The following is a 15,179-nucleotide window of genomic DNA, read 5'->3' on the forward strand; positions in this document are numbered from 1 at the left end:
CGTTCTCGACACATTGGGCAACTGGTCCATCGCCGTGCATCGAGGTCGGATCGACTGCATCAGACGCCGCTCGGAAGCACCTATCGCGACACAACTTCAGTAGGCTGCAGGTTCGGTTCTTGAGGTAGAAAGATCGGGCGACTTTTCAGCCAGAGGCCAAACTCGCGCATGACTTCGATTACTGGCCTCAAGCGTTCACCCTCATTCGTCAGTCGATACTCGACTTTTACGGGGACTTCTGCAAAAACCGTCCGCTGGATCAAACCCGCTTGCTCCAGTGCTCGTAAATCGAGCGTCAACATACGCTGCGATATGCCTGGGACATCGCGGCGAAGCTCATTGAAGCGTTTCGGACCATCCACCAGATAAGACACCAGAAGCAAGCGCCAGCGCCCACCCAGCAGACGCATCGCCTCTTCGATCGAACATCCTGTTGCACTCTCTCTCATCGCTTCGTCACTCGGTATATTTTTTGTACCTATACCACAAACATCTGCCTTCTTCATTTATTTCCCTTTGCGCGAGATACTCCCTTCAACGCGGCTCACGTGGTGAGCCTGTTTAACCATCAAAGGAAGACGGAATGAAGCTGTATCACGCACCGGGAAGCTGTTCGCAAGCAATCTGCATCGTATTGCAGGAGGCAAGGCTGAATGCCGACGTCGTCACCGTCGACGCGCGCCGGCATTTGCTGCCAGACGGGACGAGCTATTACGATGTATCCGAGCTTGGTTACGTTCCGCTTCTACAACTTGAGGATGGGACGTTCCTGCGTGAGGGCACCGTCATCGCTCAGTACCTTGCGGACCAGTCGCCCGAATCGAAACTGGCGCCTGCTCATGGTTCGATTGAGCGCTACAAGCTACTTGAATGGCTTAACTTTCTGAGCGCCGAGATTCATAAGGGCTTCATTCCGCTGCTTTATGCGGTGGCTGCAGGAAAGTGGGTGGATACCGCGAGGCCGAAGCTGCAAAGCAGATTTGGCTGGATCGACCGTCAACTGGCCGGCAAGCGGTTTCTAATGGGCGACTGCTTCACGATTGCCGATGCCTACCTTTTCGCGTTGACAGGATGGGGCACCGCCTCATGGATGAAATCGGTGTACAACGCGAACATCGATCTCGGTCCGCATCGTCATGTGCAAGCGTGGTATGAGCGAGTCAGGGATAGACCGACGGTCCAGCGCGTCCTACAGGACGATGGGTTGCTAGGAATGTAAGTTGGGCACATGGCCCCTAGCTGAAGCACGCGCCACTCTGCGTCAGCTCGGCTGAGTTTGAGGAAGTCCAACATCGTCCCGACCCCGCTAACCACCTTTGCGTCTTCGAAGTTCCATCGAATCCGCTCAAAGTGAGTCATCGTCAGTTGCAACGCCGGCCTTCAATAGGTGCTTGGTCATGGTTAGCTTGCCGAGTTGCAGTAGAAAAGGCTGATCGGCGGCGGATGCAGCTCGCAAGGTGATTTCAATTACCATCTAGTCTCGACGCTGGCTCTGTGAAGGTCGATTGTTGACGATCTTGCCACCGCTGTCGATCGTCTCCTTTTGGCCGGACTGCGCCACACGACGCCGTCGTGCCATGCGGACGAGCCGGCGACGTCCGCGCGGCAGACCTCGAACCGAAGCCGACGTAGACCGCTCCCAGAACCGGGCATCGAATCGGGGCAAAGCCGACATTCAGGCAATTTGAGCGTCTACTTCAGTCTTCTACAACCAGTAGGCGGCGCGTACGCCCGCTAGCTCTGTTCCCGATACAGGATCATCCCGGCGTGATGAAGCGCCCCATCACGAAGTCGCCCTCCGCGGTAAATCCGGTGTCGTCGACGTAGTCGATGTAATTGCCGCTGATCGTATAGCGGCCTTGATACGCGCTCTTGCGCTTGCCCCGCTGTTCGTCATAGCGGCCGTTCGGAAGTAGTTCGTGACGAATATGGCCGTCGCCGGTCACCCGCATTCCTGTGAAGCGATGCGGTTTCAATGCCTCCGCCTCCTCTGATATGCGCGTGAAGTCACCGGTCGTACTGCCGTCGGCCCGGCTGCGTGTCCGAAAGTGCGTGGCATTCATTGCCGGTCTCCCCCCGCTTTTTGGGTGTGATCGCCGCGCTTTCTGAATTCCTCGCCGACCACACGCATGCTTTCCTCGACTGCGGGATATCCGCGATAGGGAAGGACGTTTAGCAGCGTTTCGATGATTTCCGCCTGCGTCGCGCCCGCCGTCAGCGCCGCATTCACATGGACACGCAGCGGCGTCTCCGTCGCTTTGCTTCCCACCGCGGCGAGCGCCGAGCACGCGGCAAGCTCGCGCGTCTTCCCGTCGATTCCGGCACGGCTGAAGATGTCGCCGTAAGAGTGCTCGACGATCGCGCGGCCGATATCTGGGGCTAGGTCGTTGAAGCTGTTGACCACGGCCTCGCCCGCCTGGGCAGAAGTCTTGGCGAGCGTCGCCAATCCGCGTTCGCTGCGAGTCTTGCGAGTTTCGGAGACGATTGCATTCGCGCTTACCCAGCCGCCTGCCCCTTCTTTCTCTTTCTGCTCCGGCTTCGCGAAAACGGCGTCCGCAACCCCAAAGGCATTGAGAGCGCTCGGGAACCCGGCATAGACGGCCAGTTGCATCAGGGCTTCGGTGATCTCGGTGCGGGACAGGCCCGACTTGAGCCCGGCTTCGATATGAAGGCCGAGCAGATCGCTGCGATTGCCGGCTGCCGCGAGCATCGAGATGATCGCGATCTGTCTTGCCTTTGGATTGAGTCCCTCGCGAGTGAAGATCTCACCGAACGCGAACTCGACCGACCAGCGGGAGAGCTCGGGCGAAGTGCTTTCCAGCCTTTCCATGTACTCCTCCGGATTGGCCATCAAGTCGTCGAGCACCTCGAGACCCCGCTGATATCGCGCAGTGCCATCGTCGGACACCGGGGCTATCGGATCGAAAACCAGACGCCGCTCCCGAAAGATCTCGCGAACGATGACCACGGCGTTGATCGAGACCGGAAACCCCAGGATGGCAATCGCCTGGAACAGCATTTCGACCAGTTCTGCCGGCTCGCCGCCGGCATTGAGGAAGCCGGTCATGTGATATTTCAGCTGCGGTTGCACGCTGCCATGGGCCATCAGCGCGGCAACGGTGGCGATCTGGCGAAGGCGCAGGTCCAGCCCCGGCCGCGACAGGATGTCTCCATAGGCAAATTCGACCGTGAATCGTGCCAAATCCGGGGCAACCTGCGCCAGACGGTTGACTGGGATATCGTAGCCCGCGCCACCAATCCTCTTCAGCACCTCGATACCCCGAGAAAAACGGTCTGCACCAGTTCCGCCAGCGGAAGCGCCCAAGAGGGCCGTCATGCCTGTCTGAGCCGTAGATCCATTCATCTGTGAGTCCCTGCGCTTGTACGTATCCATGTCTGATTTGCTCCTTATCGAAGTCAGCGGAACGGAGCATACGGGCAGGAAGATGCAACGGGCCAAGACCAAATTCGTGATACCTTTTCTGCATGAGGATACGAATCGATTTGCGCCAACTGGAATGCTTCGTCGCAGTGGCGGAGGAAGGCACCTTCCGCGCCGCGGCCGAACGACTGCACATGTCACAACCGCCTCTAAGCCGCCAGATCAAACAGCTCGAGAGCGAACTCGGGGTGACATTGCTCAATCGCGATTCGGCGGGCGCGGAACTTACGACGGCGGGCAGCGCATTCTTGAAGGGGGCCAGGAAGACGCTGCTTCAAGCCGCAGAGGCGATCGAAACCGCACGACGGCATTCAAAAGGAACGCCCCGGCAGCTCAGGGTCGGTTATACCAAGGTCTTCGACCCGGAGGTCTTTCCTTCCCTCGAGCCTGCCTTCAAGAAAGCGGTTCCTGGCGGGTCGCTGGTTTTCGTTGCCGCCATTTCCGTCGAGCTCGTCCGGCGCCTGCGGCGTGGCGCGCTCGATGTCGCCTTGATCGGACTGCCCAGCGCAACAGGGGAGCTGGTGGTTGAACCGCTGCACAAAGAGCCGCTGGTCGCGGTAATCCCCGCACAGCATCCGCTCGCGCGGCACAAAGTCCTGTCGATCGCGCAGTTGAATGACCAACCCCTGTTCTGGCCGCAGCGCCGAACAAATCCCGGATTCTTCGATCACTACGAGGAAGTGTTCGCGAAGCTCGGACATACGCCGAGCCGCAGACTGACGGAACCGGCGGATCACCACCTCCTGCTGGCCGAAGTGGCAAACGGACGGGGCATTGGCTTCGTACCGAAGTCGATGACGAAGGTGCGGCGCGCCGGTGCGACTTTCAGGCCGCTCAAGGAAAGGGAATTCTGGATCGGATTTGGCCTCGCCTACAGGAATGCGCAACACGCATCAGAGTTGGATGCGTTGTTACGCATCGTGCGGAGCAAAACGGCCTTGCCCCCTCCGGGCATGGAATAGCCAGGGCCGTGCGGTTCGTCCTGTGGCGCTTCTGGCGCTGGGACGGCGCCTAGTGGACCGCCTAGGAAAACCGTGTGCCGGATAAGGAAGACGTTGTGTGCTTGTGCGCCGAGCGCTTATAGCGAGTAGAGAGAGCTCTCGCGAACGTCTGCTTCGCGGTGAAGTTCACCCAGCGATCGAGTGTCCGGAACTGGCCGAGGCCGGAAATGCGGAGCCCGCGGACCATCGCGTGTCGCCGAGATGGCCCGAATTTCCGGGCCGCCCCCAAGCGGCCGGTCGCCCTGATGGAAGCCAGATGTCCGCTTCCGAAGGTGGGGCCGTCGTACGAAGGTTCGCCGGGCGGTCTCGGAGGACGACGTGTCGTCGCCGATTTGCGCCGAAATGATCCCCGTTGAATCGTTACAATTACCCCGTTGAGTCCCCCTTCGGAAGTACCGAGTGCGAGACATTCTGACGTCCTGGTTTTGGAGCGGCGATGCCATCCGCAGTCGACGCGTGAGCGACATCGTTTTATCAGGCACGGTCGACGTGCCTGTGCCGTCTGCACGCATACTTGCGGATTGGGATAGGGAGACGTCGTCGCGGCTCGTCCTGGAACCCGGGGACGTCGAGGTGATGCCTTTGGCACGAACGCAAGCGCGCTGGCCCGACTACAAGCGCTGCGTGCAGGCAATGTCCGACTGGACGGGCGCGCTTGGACTGTCCAACGTACTTGCCTCCAGTGACGTGGCCCTGATGGCCTGTCGCGGCGCGAGGTACCACCATGACGGTGCCCAATATGGCGGTGCGGCCTTTTGCAATCTCTTCCTGAGCGAGGACAAGGGGCTGGACTTGCACTTTCCCTCTACAGGCCTTCACATTCCTCTGACTCGGGGAACAGCCGTGATATTCGATACTGGCCACCCTCATGGCGTCATTCAACGACGCAGCAGCAGTTTTAGTATGGCCGACTTCGGGCCAGACCAGGATTGCATCCAGATATTCCTGACGTGGGAGCTTCCGATTGAAGACGCCCATGTCGCGCGCGCGCTCGAGGTGGCATTCGATATCGACACTTCGGCCTCGCTGCAACGGGATGAAGAGCAGGTCTTGTTGAACGGCGCGCCGGCTGCTGTGTGCCCGGAATCTGGTCGCTGGTACCGGGTTGCCGATCAGGAACGGCATGCCCCCCGCCTGACGGCGAGTGAAGGCCAAATCTGACGGTGCGGGCGTCATTGTCACTGACGATGTATGGCCGATTCTGTTGAAAAACTCATTCTCTCGTGCCGCCGGACAACCTCGCGAAAAATCGACCTCTCAGATCGCCCTACAAGCCGTTCGTGAACCCCGGTTACGGGTAAGAGGACCCGAGTCATAGAATCCTTTTGAAGCCGCTGTTTGGCGCAGCGAGCATTCGCTCGAAGTTCTTGCTGTAGTTGAACTTCGCGTCGACCCACAGCGCGGACGGGAACATATCCTCGACCGTCATTTCCCTGCCAAGGATCTCCTTGGTGACGAATTTGCAGTAATCATTTACGTCGAAGCGGCTGGAAAAACCGCCTGGATTGGAAAACTCCCGCAGAGCGCCCAAAGCGATTTTCTTCTTTTTAGGACCAGATTCGACCCATTCTCCCTCGAGTTTTTCTTTCGGCAGTTTCTCGCCGCGTAGCTCGGTTAGCAATTCCAGCCCCTTGCTAACCTTCGCGTAACTTCCATCCATATAGTGATCGATCACCGACGCTTGAAAGCAAGCCGTGATGAATGCGCAACACGTGGTTCCTCGATTTTCACTGAATGCCGACCGCATTCGGCTAGCCCATTTGAAGGCCCGATACAGAGCATCGAATTCGAACGGCGGAGCTTGGTCAGAATGACGAGCGGCCTGTGCACCGGAATAGCGACTCCTATCCGCGCCCGACTCTAGAAGCTGATCGTATGAATACCTTGTCAATGGCACCTTTGTGCCAGCCCGGGTGACCTTTCCCCCCGGCGCTCGATAAAAGGCCCACAGGCTCGCATAAGCGACGGCGTTCCTCAAGGACGGTGCTACTGGCCGGTAAAATGTGAATGTGTTATTTTTAGCTTCGGATTTCGGAATATCGATCAATTCGCGATAGACAGCTGTGTCAATCGAGGCAGCGTGAATGACCTCAATGCTTTGATCTGCGTTAGGCTTTGTGAGCGCGGAAACATCGCCATAACACTTTGGGTCCGTTACGATCATCGTATGGTGAAAATCACCCTGCCGAAACAACACATCGCCCCGTAAAATCATGATACCTCCGTATAGTCTCGGAAAAATTCCCGATATTTGCCTGACACCGTCTGGCCGGAGCGATCCTTGTTTCCGGGCATTTGGCGCACTCATCCGTAGACAGAGACAATACAGATCGACCGGCGATTCGTCGAGCCGACCATGAGAATCTGACTGTAATTCGGCTCCCGCAGGCGCGAACAGATGCTTGGTAGAAGAGCGCGCCCCTGCGGCCTCTGTGGCGATTGCAAAACGTACAGTCGAACGGTATCCGCGATTGAAAAGCAAGGAACGGGATGCACTGACCGTCGAGGATCTGATCATGGAGTCCACACATCGCTAAAAAAGGACGGAAATATGGATGGCTCTTCGGTCAGCAGCCACAACGACAATAGTCCGTCTAACGCGTCGACCCGGGGCTGGCTTTCAGTCGTCGCGGTTTCGTTCGGTACATTCGCGCTCGTCACGAGCGAGCTTATGCCGATCGGACTTCTTCCGAAGATCGCGGCCGGCGTGAGTGCCGCTGAGGGCAATGTGGGCCTGACGGTCACCATTCCAGGACTGGGGGCAGCATTCGCCGCACCCGCGTTGCTTCTCGCCTCACGGCGTCTTGACCGGCGTTGGTTGCTTTGGCTGACGAGCGCGCTGCTGATCGCTTCCGATCTGATTGTCGCCTCGGCCGCCACGCTTTCCACGTTGCTGGCTGGGCGTGTTCTGCTGGGAATAAGTATTGGCGGCTTCTGGGCCATCGGCGCCGCGGTGACCAGGCGACTGGTGCCGCCCGAATCGATCGGTCGCGCCACGGCGCTGGTGTTCTCCGGCGTTTCGATCGGTTGACAATGGACCTTGCCCCTGTTTCGCGAATCCCATAGCTGGCGTTGAAGCGAACTATTGCCTATTGCGCGAAGCATGTTGCCTGACGGATGTGATCCCGGTAATGCTGCGACACTAGTCGGGCCCGGATGCCCGCAGTGGCCCATGGCCGGGCGACCTCGTTAGGCACCCGATTGTCCCCTGTCAAGGTGGAAGCGACGTTCCAGTATCGGTATAAAGGCACCAGCACGGACGCCTAAACCCGCTGAGCAAGGGCGGTGGAAAAAAACTCAGTCACCCTTCTGACGCGTACCGGCACATACCGGCGTTGTGGCCAGACGAGGCTGACGTCTCTGACCTCATTCAAAAAATCGTCGAGAACTGTGGTGATGTCGGGATGCCCAAGTTCGTCGGTAAGCGAAGCCTGAGTGAAAAGACCAATACCGACACCCGCCACCACGCCTGCCCGAATCGTTTCGATACTGTTTGAGGACAGGTTGCCACGAACGGCCACGCTGAACTTACCGGCCGGGCCAGTGAATGGCCAACTGACGGCCGATTCCGAAAGGCCGCTATACACAAGGCAATTGTGATCGACGAGTTCGGCAGGGGTCTTCGGTATTCCATAGCGCTCGAAATAACGGCGGGACCCCACGCAAACCAGGCGAGTGCTTGCCACGCGCTTGACGACCGCGTCTGCATCGTCCACGCGGCCCACCCGAATTGCAAGATCGATCCGGTCTTCCACCATGTCCCGCACAAAGTCCGAAAGAACGAGATCGACCTGAAGTCCGGGGTTCAATGACAGGAGGTCGGGTATGAGCGGAAGAACGTGCAGGCGGCCAAAGGTAGAAGGCGTCGCAATCCTGATCGGGCCCGTGACGTTCAGCGTGCTGCTCGTCATCTCGCCGTCGACTTCGTCGAACTCGTCGACGAGCGGCTTCGTACGATCGTAATAGCGCTGCCCCTGATCCGTCAGCGTGACACTCCGTGTACTCCGGTTCAACAGCATGACGCCGAGGCGTCTCTCGAGCGAACCAACCGCCTTGCTGATCGCGGACTGCGAGACACCGGTTCTGCGCGCCGCCGCCGAAAACCCTCCTGCTTCGACAACGGCGATAAAAGCGCTGAGTTCGTCAAACCGGTCCATTGCAGTTCCTGGCGAAATCGACCGGCTTTCGCGATCGAGTGATGAGGGTTGAAGTTCGATTGATTCTATCTGGGAATAGATGTTATGAAAATTCGCTCGATTATCATTCGCCGCACGGGCAATTACGATTCTTTCCGTCATTCACGAACGAACGGAAGGTTTCAATGGTTTCTCTAGCAGGCAAGGTCGCTGTCATCAGCGGCGGCACGACCGGCATCGGTCTCGCGATTGCGCAGCGGTATGTCGCCGAAGGCGCACACGTGTTCATCTTCGGGCGCCGGCAGGCCCAACTCGACGCGGCCACCCAGCGGATCGGACGCAATGTCACGGCCATCCAGGCCGACGCGACGGATCTGCGCGACCTCGAACGCGTCGCCTCGGCGGTCAGTGCCGAAAAGGGTTTCGTCGACATCGTCGTGTCGAACGCAGCGTTAGTCGAGCAGGCTTCGATCGACACACTCACCCCGGAGCATTTCGACAAGACGTTCAACCTCAACGCCCGTAGTCCCGTTTTTTTGGTGCAGACACTCTTGCCGCTCATGACGAAAGGCGGATCGATCATTCTGGTCTCGTCGGCCATGCACGTGATGGGGATTCCTGGCCACACGACTTACGCAGCAACGAAGGCGGCTTTGCGTTCGTATGCGCGCACCTGGGCTGCGGAATTCAAGAATCGCGGCATTCGAGTGAACACGCTGAGCCCGGGCGTAACCGACACCCCGATGCTCGACTCTCAGGTGACGAATGCAGAGCAGCGTCAGTCTCTGGTGGACATGTACCTCAAGATGATCCCCATCGGCCGGCTCGCGCAACCCGAGGAGATCGCCAACGCGGCGGTGTTCCTAGCATCCGGTCAAAGCGCGTACGTCACGGGTGCGGACCTGATGTGCGACGGTGGCATCGGCCAGGTTTGAGGCCCGACATTCAATGAGATTGAATCGTCGGAATGGGTTGATAGCGGTCCGGGTCCCGGTCGCGTGTTCCGTTCCGACGTCTAGCAGACGGGCAGCTATCTCGGCAACGTGAAGGCCGACGTGCTCGCGCTGCGCGACCCGACCTATAAGCGGTTGAACTTTTGCGAGATCATTCTCGGCTCCGCTTGGAACGATCGGCGCGGACATGCACACGGCGCCGAATGCAGTTGTCGCGATCATGACAAGGCCGTTTAAAAAGCGCCCTGATAGACCTTCGGTGTCACGCCGGTTTGTTGCTTGAACACGCGCGTGAAGTGCGACTGGTCCGCAAAGCCGGTTCGCGCGCCGACCTCGGAAATGGGCCTGCCCTCGCGCAGCATCTGCATCGCATGACGTACGCGCTCTTGCTGCTGAAAGGCATGTGGGCTCAGTCCTGCCTCGCGCACAAAGGCGCGCAGCAGCACGAACGGAGTGACGGCAAACTCCGATGCAAGCGTCGACAAGGTCACCCGCGCAAGCAAGTCCTCGCGCAAACGGCTCTTTACCGCCCGTACCAGAGCGGGCTCCCTGTGCACCACGGGCAGGTCGACGAAGCGGCTTGCGTGCCGCCCACACAAACTCACGACTGCGCAGGCTAGGGCTTCACTGCGTTTGAAGGCATCGTCGTTCACCTCGGAACACCAGTTCACGCCGTAGAGGTACCTCGACAGTTCGGCGTCGACGATAAACGGGCTCTCGAGTTCGAATCGCTCGCGCCGGGCAATGCCGAGCCGGTCACAGTAGTTGGCCAGCGCCGCAGGCCGCACGTGTTCGACGCGCATCTTCCACTGGCCGTCTCCTGCAGCGACACCGGAATGCACCACGTCCGCATCGATGACGATTACATCGCCGCGGCGGCATATGCGCCGCTGGTCCCGAACCTCGACTGCCAGAGCCCCGCCGGTAATCACTGCAAGGCAATGCGTATCGTGTGCGTGCGGGGGATACCGGTGGCCGACGAACTGGCCCTTGAGCATGACGGCGTCCATGACGTCTGGCGCGCGCCAGAGCTTGACCGAACGCGTCTGCGCTGTAGCTTTCATGATCGGACGGACCGTGGAAGAGGTCGGAACACGTCATCATATTCCTCGAGCCGTGGCATCGGAATACGCGGTTGTTCGTCGAGCCGATTGATAAAGTCGCGCCAGCGCATCAGGGTGTCCGACCGCTGCTCGTCGGAGCAGTACGGGACGTGCCAGGCAAAGAACGGCTCGAGTACTTCATAGCCAACATATCCCAATGTGCCTTGCAGCAGATGGCGCAGCATGCCGCCCGCCAGTTCGCCATGGATACCTTGCTCACCGAACATGTGCTCCCGGCCGCCCAGGGTCACGCCCACCACGGCGCGCTTGCCGACCATGCCGCCGCGGCCGTAAATGCGTTTTCCGCCATACAGTGCGCCCGACAGGAAGCAGCGGTCGATCCAGCCCTTGATCAGTGCGGGCACCGAGAACCAGTAGAGCGGAAACACCAGCAGCAGCGTGTCACTGGCGAGAAGCGCGTCCACCTCTCGCCGGATGTCGGGCGCAAGCGTATTGCTTTCGCGCGCGTGGCGTTGCTCCAATGCATAGACAAGGTAGTCGTCGTTAGCGCGATCGGCGAACTCGCTGGCGCGAACCACCGGGTCGAAGTTGAGTGCGTACAAGTCCGAAAAACTCACGTCGTCGCCGCGCAACTCCATCAGGCATCGGGCCTCGTGGGCCATTGCCGTACAGAAGGAGCGCGGTTCCGGGTGGGCGTGGACGACGTGAACTTTAGCCATGGCCGCTCGATGTCCAAGTGACAGCAGGGATGAAGGTGTTCAGATGTACGAGTTCATTCTCGATCGCCTCGCGCACCGGCAAAGTGGCCCCCTCCTGCAACAGGCGCCGCGCGGCCTGCAGCGCCCTCGGCGGTTTGGCCGCGAGGCGCAGGGCGTATTCGTTTGCCGCTGCACGGACATTGGCGTTCGGTACGACGCGCGAAACAAATCCACGTTGCAAAGCTTCTGCCGCTGCTATCGGGCGACCGCTCAACAACCAGTCGCGTGCCGTCAGATCCCCCACTCGGCGGGCCAGCAACGCCGTTGCTCCCGCTTCGGGAACGATGCCGAGATCGGCAAATGGAAATCGAAACATCGCGCTCTCGCCAGCGACCACCCAGTCGGCGTGTAGCAGCATCGTGGCGCCGAAACCCACGGCCGCGCCATTGACCGCCGCCAGCAGGGGCTTGAGTTGCTCCGAGAACGCATTGATGCAGCGCCTCACCGCACCGTCGGCGGCCTGCGGCCACAGCGTCCCGAACGCTGCGGTGTCGTGGCCCGAGCAAAAGCTATCGCTGGCCCCGTGCAGCAGCACGCAATGCACCCGAATGTCGCTTTGTGCGAGGAGCAGAGCATTCGCCAGCGCATCGAACATCGCGCCATCGAGCGCGTTCCGCTTGTCGGGGCGGTTGATCCCAATGGACCAGATCTGGCCATTGAGTTCCAACGTAATTTTTCCTTCCATCATGCAAACAGCGAAAAGCCGCCAACCAGTTTGCCGATCCGGCTCCTCGGTCCGACCAGACCGACTGCTAGGTATTGGAGCGATTCTCCAGGGTGTGCGAGGACGGCGTCGAGAAACGCGTCGTAGTCGGTGGTGGCCTGTCCTTGTACGGGAAAGTCCACTACATCGCAATGCGGGAGCGACTTTTGGCGCAACTCGCACAACTGACGTGACGTCGCCTTGAGCACCGGAATGCCGACAGGAATGAGCCCGGGGTGCGCAGTGCCGTCGCGCTCCCGTAAAGGGGCTCCCACGAGACGGCTATGACGCTGGCCCAGCGTGAACGCCACCACTGCGGCCGCGTTCGACGCTTTACCGGGCGGCAGCGATTCATCAACGACGATGACACAGCGCTCCGGTTTTTGCGTAGCCTCTGGATCGTTCGAAGTGCGTGCTTCGGTTTGCAATGACACTGCCTCTCTCCTGAAGAACTAGCCGTGGAGAGAATGCTATGGGTTTCGTTTCCAAAAGTATTGGACGATTTTGCAGCGCGTCGAAGTGAGACGCTGCCTATCTTGCCTCGGCCGGGGTGAGACGGTCGGGATGCGATGCATAGACCGTGGGATTGAAGTTGGTCTGTACGGTGGCGAACACCCGAAAGACTTCGCTTCGCTTACGATCCTTTCTCGCGCTTCTTCGCGCGTTCCCCGGGGGGCAATAATAGACAGCACGCCGAGCACCGTTCAACAGGACCCTGGCGCTGAGAACATGCGCCAGGGTGAACCTTCCCCTGAACGGCTACTCCAGCTGGGCATGGGGTTCTGGGCGTCCAAAGCCCTCTTATCCGCCGTCGAACTCCGTGTGTTCACGCGCCTCGCGACCGGTCCGCACGCTGCGGCAGGGCTTGCTGAGGCAATCGGACTGCATCCGAGAGCGGCCTTGGATTTTCTCGACGCGCTGGTCGCGTTGAATCTGCTAGAACGCGACGACGGGACATACCGCAATACCCCGGACGCCGACCTTTTTCTGGACATGGCCAAGCCCAGCTACGTGGGTGGATTACTGGAAATGGCCAATGCGCGCCTATACCTGTTCTGGGGTTCCTTGACGGAAGCCCTTCGCACCGGGCAGCCACAGAACGAGGCCAAAGGGGGCGGCAACCCTTTCGACGCGATGTATCGCGACGAACACCAACTACGGGGCTTCTTGCGGGCGATGAGCGGCGTTAGCCTAGGTACGGCCAAGGTAATTGCGCAACGATTCCCCTGGCAAAACTACAAGACCTTCATTGACATCGGCGCGGCCCAAGGTGCCTTACCTGTGCAGGTCGCGCTCGCCCATCCCCACCTGCGCGGCGGCAGCTTCGATCTGCCGGTGGTAGGCCCCGTGTTTGATGAGTACGTAAAGTCGCAAGGCCTACAGGAACGACTGCATTTCCATCCAGGCGACTTCTTCAAGGATCCCTGTCCGACGGCCGATGTGCTCGTGATGGGTCACATCCTTCACGACTGGGACCTCGCGCAGAAGCTCGAACTCCTCGCGAAATGCTTCGCGGCGCTACCTTCAGGAGGTTGCCTGATCGTCTACGACGCGATAATCGACGATGACCGCAGGCGCAATGCATTTGGATTGCTTATGAGCCTGAACATGCTCATCGAGACACCTGGCGGTTTCGACTATACCGGCGCCCAGTGTCGCGAATGGATGCAGCAAGTCGGCTTCAAACAGGTACGCATCGAGCCTCTAACCGGCCCCGATTCAATGGTGATTGGAATCAAGTAGAAACTCACCGTCGACGCGGATAACGGGACCTAGCGGACCTTCGTCGAATTCGCATCCGAGTTGGTTTGCAAGCGGACTTGCCATCTGGGTGCGCGGCCCCACGAACAGTGCATCGATTGGCGTTTGCTCAGCGGCTTGCTCGATATTGGATACCTCGGAGAAAGCCTTCGCTTTTCTCGCATCTAGTTTCAGAGGATCATCCCGAATGTCTCGTCGAATAGGCTGTGAATCCCCACCTTGCGGCGACACTTCTGGAAGTCGAAGGTGTCCTGCCGAAAAAATCCGAGAAAGTAATCATTGCGATGCTTGCAGGAGAAGTCGGAACTTCGGCGTTACGGTCGAAATCGTCTCCCGTAGCGCAGCAGTTGCCAATGTTCTTTCATCGGTTCGGCTCCGGCGCGAGTCATTCGCACCCTTATAGTCGACACGATTGTCTACGATCCTGGCATCGATGTCGAATGTCCCTTCCTGGCCGCTCCCTGACCAACGCCACGGCCGTCGATGCTCGGCGACGGGCGGACAGCGCTCGCCGGCCCGTTTCTGCCGTTCTGGAGTTTTCGCGTCCTACGGCCACTTTGGAGAGCTGAACCGCCATCGGATGCGCACAATATGGCCTGTGTTCATCTGCGGCCCGGAGCGGGATCTAAACGATAAAGATGCCGCACATCGCGGCACTTCTCTCACTTCGCGTCGTTGTAGACAGTCGCTCGCGACACGCCCAGATGTTGGGCGATCGTCTCCATCGAGCGTCGTATATCGAGGTATCCCTCATCTCTAAGGGCTTGCATCATAGCCCTTCGTTGGTCAGTGCGCAGCGCCTGCGGGGTGGTTGCCAAGCCAACCGCGAACCGATCGATTCGCTCACGCAGGGACTCCGCCCTCGATGGGTCGAGCGACTCCCTTGCTACATCGGCATTGATCGCAGAAAACTGCTCCAGCATGGTAGTGATGCTGCGGAATAGGGTCACATCCACGTTCAGGCAAAGAGCGGCAACGTACTGCCCCTCCGAATCCTTTATGCCGATCGATGTGCTCTTGGCCTGCCGGCCATCGGCGAAACGATTCGCATAGTTCGCCAGAACCTGCGGGTACTCCGGATCGGCGATACGTGCCAAACCAAGCTCGGTCGCAGGGTCACCGACCTGACGCCCAGACAGGTTGTTGTGGATCGCAAGAATCGCGTTTTTTGGATGAAGGAGGTCGTGCACGACCACTTCCGTAAAAGGCGCAAGAGTTTCGCCCAATCCCGCTGCGATGTGCTTGACCTGATCGAGGATGGTCTGCTGCTCGCTGGTGAGTTTGCGCTTTGCCATTGGACTATTCATCTACATTTTTTCACATTGTACAGGCTCTTGATACGGGGAGGGAAATCCTCGCAT

The 15,179-nt window shown here is 59.3% G+C and carries 17 protein-coding genes and 2 pseudogenes; 7 read left to right on the forward strand and 12 right to left on the reverse strand.

The genetic code is table 11. From position 1 onward, the window contains the following. Positions 1-80 precede the first annotated feature (80 nt). Positions 81-449, reverse strand: coding sequence for a helix-turn-helix domain-containing protein (locus tag MMB74_RS09990; RefSeq protein ID WP_277428628.1), 369 nt, complete (start codon positions 447-449; stop codon positions 81-83). A 134-nt stretch (positions 450-583) separates the two neighbouring features. On the opposite strand from MMB74_RS09990, the gene MMB74_RS09995 reads away from it, so the two are divergent. After that, on the forward strand, positions 584-1,219 hold the full coding sequence (locus tag MMB74_RS09995; protein ID WP_277428465.1) for a glutathione S-transferase C-terminal domain-containing protein: 636 nt from the start codon (positions 584-586) through the stop codon (positions 1,217-1,219). Positions 1,220-1,345: 126 nt separating this feature from the next. On the opposite strand, the gene MMB74_RS10000 is transcribed toward MMB74_RS09995, so the two are convergent. The 3 genes from MMB74_RS10000 to MMB74_RS10010 form a co-directional block, all read right to left on the reverse strand. Next, positions 1,346-1,474, reverse strand: coding sequence for a hypothetical protein (locus MMB74_RS10000; protein ID WP_277428466.1), 129 nt, complete (start codon positions 1,472-1,474; stop codon positions 1,346-1,348). Between the two features lie 283 nt (positions 1,475-1,757). Then, positions 1,758-2,063, reverse strand: a complete 306-nt coding sequence (locus MMB74_RS10005) for an Atu4866 domain-containing protein (protein ID WP_277428467.1) — start codon at positions 2,061-2,063, stop codon at positions 1,758-1,760. Beyond that, a complete protein-coding gene (locus MMB74_RS10010; RefSeq protein ID WP_277428468.1) occupies positions 2,060-3,394 on the reverse strand; it encodes a carboxymuconolactone decarboxylase family protein in 1,335 nt (444 codons plus the stop codon). The genes MMB74_RS10005 and MMB74_RS10010 overlap by 4 nt, the downstream gene beginning before the upstream one ends. A 110-nt stretch (positions 3,395-3,504) precedes the next feature. On the opposite strand from MMB74_RS10010, the gene MMB74_RS10015 reads away from it, so the two are divergent. Both MMB74_RS10015 and MMB74_RS10020 read left to right on the forward strand, forming a co-directional pair. Further along, positions 3,505-4,404, forward strand: coding sequence for a LysR family transcriptional regulator (locus MMB74_RS10015; protein ID WP_277428469.1), 900 nt, complete (start codon positions 3,505-3,507; stop codon positions 4,402-4,404). Positions 4,405-4,851: 447 nt separating this feature from the next. Further along, positions 4,852-5,604: a hypothetical protein gene (locus tag MMB74_RS10020; RefSeq protein ID WP_277428629.1), complete on the forward strand. Its 753-nt coding sequence runs from the start codon at positions 4,852-4,854 to the stop codon at positions 5,602-5,604. 151 nt (positions 5,605-5,755) lie between these two features. Here MMB74_RS10020 and MMB74_RS10025 read toward each other — a convergent pair whose 3' ends face one another. Further along, positions 5,756-6,658 carry a hypothetical protein gene (locus MMB74_RS10025; RefSeq protein WP_277428470.1) on the reverse strand — a complete coding sequence of 301 codons (903 nt, stop codon included), beginning with the start codon at positions 6,656-6,658 and terminating at the stop codon, positions 5,756-5,758. Positions 6,659-6,994: 336 nt separating this feature from the next. On the opposite strand from MMB74_RS10025, the gene MMB74_RS10030 reads away from it, so the two are divergent. Then, complete coding sequence (locus MMB74_RS10030; RefSeq protein ID WP_277428471.1) at positions 6,995-7,474, forward strand: MFS transporter; 480 nt, start codon at positions 6,995-6,997, stop codon at positions 7,472-7,474. Between the two features lie 232 nt (positions 7,475-7,706). Here MMB74_RS10030 and MMB74_RS10035 read toward each other — a convergent pair whose 3' ends face one another. Next, a complete protein-coding gene (locus MMB74_RS10035) occupies positions 7,707-8,600 on the reverse strand; it encodes a LysR family transcriptional regulator (protein ID WP_277428472.1) in 894 nt (297 codons plus the stop codon). Between MMB74_RS10035 and MMB74_RS10040 the strand changes: the two genes are divergently transcribed. Both MMB74_RS10040 and MMB74_RS10045 read left to right on the forward strand, forming a co-directional pair. Further along, positions 8,600-9,514: an SDR family oxidoreductase gene (locus tag MMB74_RS10040; RefSeq protein ID WP_277428473.1), complete on the forward strand. Its 915-nt coding sequence runs from the start codon at positions 8,600-8,602 to the stop codon at positions 9,512-9,514. The two genes, MMB74_RS10035 and MMB74_RS10040, sit on opposite strands and share 1 nt — an antisense overlap. A gap of 102 nt (positions 9,515-9,616) precedes the next feature. Continuing rightward, positions 9,617-9,769: pseudogene (locus MMB74_RS10045) on the forward strand (phosphohydrolase); the annotation flags it as partial. Here the strand turns inward: MMB74_RS10045 and MMB74_RS10050 are convergent. The 4 genes from MMB74_RS10050 to MMB74_RS10065 form a co-directional block, all read right to left on the reverse strand. Beyond that, complete coding sequence (locus MMB74_RS10050; RefSeq protein ID WP_277428474.1) at positions 9,766-10,530, reverse strand: AraC family transcriptional regulator; 765 nt, start codon at positions 10,528-10,530, stop codon at positions 9,766-9,768. The pseudogene MMB74_RS10045 and the gene MMB74_RS10050 sit on opposite strands and share 4 nt — an antisense overlap. A gap of 62 nt (positions 10,531-10,592) precedes the next feature. Next, positions 10,593-11,315 (reverse strand): NAD(P)H-dependent oxidoreductase, encoded by a 723-nt coding sequence (locus tag MMB74_RS10055; RefSeq protein WP_277428475.1) that lies wholly within the window; start codon positions 11,313-11,315, stop codon positions 10,593-10,595. Continuing rightward, the gene (locus tag MMB74_RS10060; protein ID WP_277428476.1) at positions 11,308-12,042 is read right to left on the reverse strand and encodes an enoyl-CoA hydratase-related protein; all 735 of its coding nucleotides are present in this window, start codon (positions 12,040-12,042) and stop codon (positions 11,308-11,310) included. Before MMB74_RS10060 ends, MMB74_RS10055 begins: the two co-directional genes overlap by 8 nt. Then, positions 12,039-12,491: a DUF2000 domain-containing protein gene (locus tag MMB74_RS10065; protein ID WP_277428477.1), complete on the reverse strand. Its 453-nt coding sequence runs from the start codon at positions 12,489-12,491 to the stop codon at positions 12,039-12,041. The genes MMB74_RS10060 and MMB74_RS10065 overlap by 4 nt, the downstream gene beginning before the upstream one ends. A gap of 295 nt (positions 12,492-12,786) precedes the next feature. On the opposite strand from MMB74_RS10065, the gene MMB74_RS10070 reads away from it, so the two are divergent. After that, the gene (locus tag MMB74_RS10070; protein ID WP_277428478.1) at positions 12,787-13,800 is read left to right on the forward strand and encodes a methyltransferase; all 1,014 of its coding nucleotides are present in this window, start codon (positions 12,787-12,789) and stop codon (positions 13,798-13,800) included. Positions 13,801-13,809: 9 nt separating this feature from the next. Here the strand turns inward: MMB74_RS10070 and MMB74_RS10075 are convergent. Together MMB74_RS10075 and MMB74_RS10080 are read right to left on the reverse strand one after the other, a co-directional pair. Continuing rightward, positions 13,810-13,920, reverse strand: a pseudogene (locus MMB74_RS10075) (NAD(P)/FAD-dependent oxidoreductase); the annotation flags it as partial. A 560-nt stretch (positions 13,921-14,480) separates the two neighbouring features. Continuing rightward, entirely contained in the window at positions 14,481-15,113 is a 633-nt protein-coding gene (locus tag MMB74_RS10080) for a PAS domain-containing protein (protein WP_277428479.1), read from the reverse strand. Between the last annotated feature and the right edge of the window lie 66 nt (positions 15,114-15,179).

It is taken from the genome of Trinickia sp. Y13, from assembly GCF_029522115.1.
Classification (GTDB): Bacteria; Pseudomonadota; Gammaproteobacteria; order Burkholderiales; family Burkholderiaceae; genus Trinickia.

What these genes read in the sequence shown, in the direction of transcription:
- MMB74_RS09990 (WP_277428628.1), bottom strand. Translation starts at nt 449, where the DNA reads ATGAGAGAGAGTGCAACAGGATGTTCGATCGAAGAGGCGATGCGTCTG.
- MMB74_RS09995 (WP_277428465.1), top strand. Translation starts at nt 584, where the DNA reads ATGAAGCTGTATCACGCACCGGGAAGCTGTTCGCAAGCAATCTGCATC.
- MMB74_RS10000 (WP_277428466.1), bottom strand. Translation starts at nt 1,474, where the DNA reads ATGGTAATTGAAATCACCTTGCGAGCTGCATCCGCCGCCGATCAGCCT.
- MMB74_RS10005 (WP_277428467.1), bottom strand. Translation starts at nt 2,063, where the DNA reads ATGAATGCCACGCACTTTCGGACACGCAGCCGGGCCGACGGCAGTACG.
- MMB74_RS10010 (WP_277428468.1), bottom strand. Translation starts at nt 3,394, where the DNA reads ATGGATACGTACAAGCGCAGGGACTCACAGATGAATGGATCTACGGCT.
- MMB74_RS10025 (WP_277428470.1), bottom strand. Translation starts at nt 6,658, where the DNA reads ATGATTTTACGGGGCGATGTGTTGTTTCGGCAGGGTGATTTTCACCAT.
- MMB74_RS10030 (WP_277428471.1), top strand. Translation starts at nt 6,995, where the DNA reads ATGGATGGCTCTTCGGTCAGCAGCCACAACGACAATAGTCCGTCTAAC.
- MMB74_RS10035 (WP_277428472.1), bottom strand. Translation starts at nt 8,600, where the DNA reads ATGGACCGGTTTGACGAACTCAGCGCTTTTATCGCCGTTGTCGAAGCA.
- MMB74_RS10050 (WP_277428474.1), bottom strand. Translation starts at nt 10,530, where the DNA reads ATGCTCAAGGGCCAGTTCGTCGGCCACCGGTATCCCCCGCACGCACAC.
- MMB74_RS10055 (WP_277428475.1), bottom strand. Translation starts at nt 11,315, where the DNA reads ATGGCTAAAGTTCACGTCGTCCACGCCCACCCGGAACCGCGCTCCTTC.
- MMB74_RS10060 (WP_277428476.1), bottom strand. Translation starts at nt 12,042, where the DNA reads ATGATGGAAGGAAAAATTACGTTGGAACTCAATGGCCAGATCTGGTCC.
- MMB74_RS10070 (WP_277428478.1), top strand. Translation starts at nt 12,787, where the DNA reads ATGCGCCAGGGTGAACCTTCCCCTGAACGGCTACTCCAGCTGGGCATG.
- MMB74_RS10080 (WP_277428479.1), bottom strand. Translation starts at nt 15,113, where the DNA reads ATGGCAAAGCGCAAACTCACCAGCGAGCAGCAGACCATCCTCGATCAG.